We start from the raw sequence: 5,800 nt of genomic DNA, 5'->3' as shown, positions 1-5,800 counted from the left end.
GGTGGTTAATGTGGGGAGCCCCCGCACCGTGGTGGTGCGGGGGCTCGACCCGTGGTGTGGTCCGGCGGTGTCCTACTCTCCCACACCCTGTCGGGTGCAGTACCATCGGCGCTGTGGGTCTTAGCTTCCGGGTTCGGGATGGGACCGGGCGTTTCCCCCACGCTATGACCGCCGTAACTCTGGTTCCCTCCCCCCGCCATGCGGGGGTGGGTAAGTCACTGTGGTGCCCGCCCCACGGGTGGGGGCGGTCTTGTGTTGTGGTGCGACCATCCCGTTCACCCCCACGAGGTGGGGGTGGGGTTGTTGGTTGGGAGCCGTATAGTGGACGCGGTGTTCTGAGGTTGTTCCCACCCTTGTTCCAACACGTGTTGGGGGTGGGGTGTGGTGTAAGTTGTCGGCTTATTAGTACCGGTCGGCTGCACACGTCGTTGGTTCGTGCTTCCACCTCCGGCCTATCAACCCAGTGGTCTAGCTGGGGGCCTCTCGCACCGAAGTGCGTGGAAATCTCATCTCGAAGCGAGCTTCCCGCTTAGATGCTTTCAGCGGTTATCTCTTCCGAACGTAGCGAAGCAGCGGTGCACCTGGCGGTACAACTGCCATACCAGAGGTTCGTCCGTCCCGGTCCTCTCGTACTAAGGACAGGTCTTCTCAAATTTCCTGCGCGCGCAGCGGATAGGGACCGAACTGTCTCACGACGTTCTGAACCCAGCTCGCGTACCGCTTTAATGGGCGAACAGCCCAACCCTTGGGACCAACTCCAGCCCCAGGATGCGACGAGCCGACATCGAGGTGCCAAACCATGCCGTCGATATGGACTCTTGGGCAAGATCAGCCTGTTATCCCCGAGGTACCTTTTATCCGTTGAGCGACGGCCATTCCACAATGTACCGCCGGATCACTAGTCCCGACTTTCGTCCCTGCTCGAGCTGTCGCTCTCACAGTCAAGCTCCCTTGTGCACTTACACTCGACACCTGATTGCCAACCAGGCTGAGGGAACCTTTGGGCGCCTCCGTTACTCTTTAGGAGGCAACCGCCCCAGTTAAACTACCCATCAGGCACTGTCCCTGACCCGGATCACGGGCCGAAGTTAGATGTCCAGAGTGACCAGAGTGGTATTTCAACGTTGACTCCACGTGCACTGGCGTGCCCGCTTCACCGTCTCCCACCTATCCTACACAAGCCACACCGAACACCAATACCAAACTATAGTAAAGGTCTCGGGGTCTTTCCGTCCTGCTGCGCGTAACGAGCATCTTTACTCGTACTGCAATTTCGCCGAGTTCATGGTTGAGACAGCGGGGAAGTCGTTACTCCATTCGTGCAGGTCGGAACTTACCCGACAAGGAATTTCGCTACCTTAGGATGGTTATAGTTACCACCGCCGTTTACTGGGGCTTAAATTCTCCGCTTCGCCGTGAGGCTAACAGGTCCTCTTAACCTTCCAGCACCGGGCAGGAGTCAGTCCGTATACATCGTCTTGCGACTTCGCACGGACCTGTGTTTTTGATAAACAGTCGCTTCCCCCTGGTCTCTGCGGCCCTTACCCGCTCGCACCAGCAAGTGGTGTCCACGGTCGGGGCCCCCCTTCTCCCGAAGTTACGGGGGCATTTTGCCGAGTTCCTTAACCATGATTCTCTCGATCGCCTTAGTATTCTCTACCTGATCACCTGTGTCGGTTTGGGGTACGGGCGGCTGGAACCTCGCGTCGATGCTTTTCTCGGCAGCATAGGATCACCGAATCCCCCCACGGATGGGGGTCCCGTCACGTCTCAGACTGTATGACCCGCGGATTTGCCAACGGATCGTCCTACACGCTTAGACCGGGTCTACCATCGCCCGGCTCGGCTACCTTCCTGCGTCACACCTGTTAATACGCTTACCTCCCCGGTTCAGGTCCCACGCTCCCCGACACCGGCCCCGGCCAATGGCCGGCACCTGGTGCGGTTCGGGTGGTTAGTGTCCCCGGTTCGATATGGGCGGTTCTTCGCCGGTACGGGAATATCAACCCGTTGTCCATCGACTACGCCTGTCGGCCTCGCCTTAGGTCCCGACTGACCCAGGGCAGATTAGCTTGACCCTGGAACCCTTGATCATCCGGCGGACGGGTTTCTCACCCGTCATTCGCTACTCATGCCTGCATTCTCACTCGTGTGGGCTCCACCACTGGGTCACCCCGCAGCTTCACTGCCCACACGACGCTCCCCTACCCATCGCACCACCTGAACCGGTCGTAAGACCGGTTGGGTATCATTGGTGCAATGCCACAACTTCGGCGGTGTACTTGAGCCCCGCTACATTGTCGGCGCGGAATCACTTGACCAGTGAGCTATTACGCACTCTTTCAAGGGTGGCTGCTTCTAAGCCAACCTCCTGGTTGTCTAAGCAACTCCACATCCTTTCCCACTTAGCACACGCTTAGGGGCCTTAGTTGGTGGTCTGGGCTGTTTCCCTCTCGACTATGAAGCTTATCCCCCACAGTCTCACTGCTACGCTCTCACTTACCGGCATTCGGAGTTTGGCTGACGTCAGTAACCTTGTAGGGCCCATCGGCCATCCAGTAGCTCTACCTCCGGCAAGAAACACGTAACGCTGCACCTAAATGCATTTCGGGGAGAACCAGCTATCACGAAGTTTGATTGGCCTTTCACCCCTACCCACAGCTCATCCCCTCCATTTTCAACTGAAGTGGGTTCGGTCCTCCACGCGCTCTTACACGCGCTTCAACCTGGCCATGGGTAGATCACTTCGCTTCGGGTCTAGATCACGCCACTCACTCGCCCTATTCAGACTCGCTTTCGCTACGGATACCCCTCACGGGTTAACCTCGCGACGTAACACTAACTCGCAGGCTCATTCTTCAAAAGGCACGCCGTCACCTTGTAGGGCTCCGACGGATTGTAGGCACACGGTTTCAGGTACTATTTCACTCCCCTCCCGGGGTACTTTTCACCTTTCCCTCACGGTACTGGTCCGCTATCGGTCATCAGGGAGTATTTAGGCTTACCAGGTGGTCCTGGCAGATTCACACGGGATTTCTCGGGCCCCGTGCTACTTGGGTACGCGTTCCGTGCGGCAGCAACGATTTCGTCTACGGGACTCTCACCCTCTACGGCCCGGCACTCACACCGGTTCGACTATCGTCCTGCACTCACACGCCCGGGCCGGCAGACCCGGGACGACACGCCCCACGACCCCGATGATGCAACCCCTGCCGGGTCTCACACACCATCGGTTTGGCCTCTTCCGCGTTCGCTCGCCACTACTGACGGAATCACTGTTGTTTTCTCTTCCTGTGGGTACTGAGATGTTTCACTTCCCCACGTTCCCTCCACGCACCCTATGAATTCAGGTACGGGTCACCACGCATAACACGTGGCGGGGTTTCCCCATTCGGAGACCCTCGGATCACAGCTCGTTTATCAGCTCCCCGAGGCTTATCGCAGATTACCGCGTCCTTCATCGGCTCCTGATGCCAAGGCATCCACCGTGCGCCCTTAAAAACTTGCCACATGATCACAGAACACACCGATACCACCACCACACCCACAAAGGGCGCAGCAGTATCTCGGCGATCAATCACGAACTCCCCGCACACCCCGCGCACCACCCCCGAAAGGACAGCACGAAAGAGCACACGGGCGTTCTTAAGATGCTCGCGTCCACTATACAGTTCTCAAACAACAACCCACACACCCCACACAACAGGTGGAAGTCGGCCGATCACCCCCGAAAGGGTCATCCACCCACCACCACCGGTGAGGCGCCGGGACAAGATCCAACACACCCAACCCCCACAAGGGAGTCAGGGCCTGTTGTCTCAGGACCCAACAGTGCGCCATGGACCACACCCACCACCCCGCAACCAGCCCACCGTTCCACCACCACCCCACCCGATCCGAAGGACCAGGAAGGAGCGGCAGGTACTGAAGAAGACCCGTCCGGAGCAGCACACCACCAACCCCCCCCACCCGAAGGAGAAGGAAACCGGCAGTGCGGTGCGGCCACTTGCTCGTTGATATTCCACCCTTGAGCTCACCCCACCAGCACCACGCACGGGCACTGAGGCAGGGGCGACCACCACACGGCGGTCAACGGCTCCTTAGAAAGGAGGTGATCCAGCCGCACCTTCCGGTACGGCTACCTTGTTACGACTTAGTCCCAATCGCCAGTCCCACCTTCGACGGCTCCCTCCCACAAAGGGGTTAGGCCACCGGCTTCGGGTGTTACCAACTTTCGTGACTTGACGGGCGGTGTGTACAAGGCCCGGGAACGTATTCACCGCAGCGTTGCTGATCTGCGATTACTAGCGACTCCGACTTCATGAGGTCGAGTTGCAGACCTCAATCCGAACTGAGACCGGCTTTTTGGGATTAGCTCCACCTCACAGTATCGCAACCCTTTGTACCGGCCATTGTAGCATGCGTGAAGCCCAAGACATAAGGGGCATGATGATTTGACGTCATCCCCACCTTCCTCCGAGTTGACCCCGGCAGTCTCCTATGAGTCCCCACCATCACGTGCTGGCAACATAGAACGAGGGTTGCGCTCGTTGCGGGACTTAACCCAACATCTCACGACACGAGCTGACGACAACCATGCACCACCTGTCCACCAGCCCCGAAGGGAAACCCCATCTCTGAGGCGGTCCGGTGAATGTCAAGCCTTGGTAAGGTTCTTCGCGTTGCATCGAATTAATCCGCATGCTCCGCCGCTTGTGCGGGCCCCCGTCAATTCCTTTGAGTTTTAGCCTTGCGGCCGTACTCCCCAGGCGGGGCACTTAATGCGTTAGCTACGGCGCGGAAAACGTGGAATGTCCCCCACACCTAGTGCCCAACGTTTACGGCATGGACTACCAGGGTATCTAATCCTGTTCGCTCCCCATGCTTTCGCTCCTCAGCGTCAGTAACAGCCCAGAGACCTGCCTTCGCCATCGGTGTTCCTCCTGATATCTGCGCATTTCACCGCTACACCAGGAATTCCAGTCTCCCCTACTGCACTCTAGTCTGCCCGTACCCACTGCAGACCCGGGGTTGAGCCCCGGGCTTTCACAGCAGACGCGACAAACCGCCTACGAGCTCTTTACGCCCAATAATTCCGGACAACGCTTGCGCCCTACGTATTACCGCGGCTGCTGGCACGTAGTTAGCCGGCGCTTCTTCTGCAGGTACCGTCACTTGCGCTTCTTCCCTACTGAAAGAGGTTTACAACCCGAAGGCCGTCATCCCTCACGCGGCGTCGCTGCATCAGGCTTTCGCCCATTGTGCAATATTCCCCACTGCTGCCTCCCGTAGGAGTCTGGGCCGTGTCTCAGTCCCAGTGTGGCCGGTCACCCTCTCAGGCCGGCTACCCGTCGTCGCCTTGGTGAGCCATTACCCCACCAACAAGCTGATAGGCCGTGAGCCCATCCAAAACCAGTAAAACCCTTTCCACCCCCCACCATGCGATGAGAGGTAGTATCCAGTATTAGACCCAGTTTCCCAGGCTTATCCCAGAGTCAAGGGCAGGTTACTCACGTATTACTCACCCGTTCGCCACTAATCCACCCAGCAAGCTGGGCATCATCGTTCGACTTGCATGTGTTAAGCACGCCGCCAGCGTTCGTCCTGAGCCAGGATCAAACTCTCCGTCAAAAAAACGAAAAAACAAACCCACCCACCCCCGAAAGGGCCGGCGAGCGATCCAGGCTGAAAAATGACCACCCGCACCCCACGGAGGCGAGGCACGAACGATCCCATCAACCAAACAAAACATTTGGTATCAACAAACATGGCACACTATTGAGTTCTCAAACAACAGACC

The 5,800-nt window shown here is 58.1% G+C and carries 3 rRNA genes; all 3 read right to left on the bottom strand.

Annotation, left to right across the window (positions count from 1 at the left end):
* Nucleotides 1-59: 59 nt before the first annotated feature.
* Nucleotides 60-176, bottom strand: a 5S ribosomal RNA gene (gene rrf / locus RE027_RS17585).
* A gap of 206 nt (nucleotides 177-382) precedes the next feature.
* A 23S ribosomal RNA gene (locus RE027_RS17580) occupies nucleotides 383-3,509 on the bottom strand.
* 595 nt (nucleotides 3,510-4,104) lie between these two features.
* A 16S ribosomal RNA gene (locus RE027_RS17575) occupies nucleotides 4,105-5,631 on the bottom strand.
* The 16S, 23S and 5S rRNA genes sit together here, the layout of an rRNA operon.
* Nucleotides 5,632-5,800: the final 169 nt, after the last annotated feature.

It is taken from the genome of Kocuria sabuli (genome assembly GCF_040981185.1).
Classification (GTDB): Bacteria; Actinomycetota; Actinomycetes; order Actinomycetales; family Micrococcaceae; genus Kocuria; species Kocuria sabuli.
This window is presented reverse-complemented; position numbering and strand designations above follow the sequence as displayed.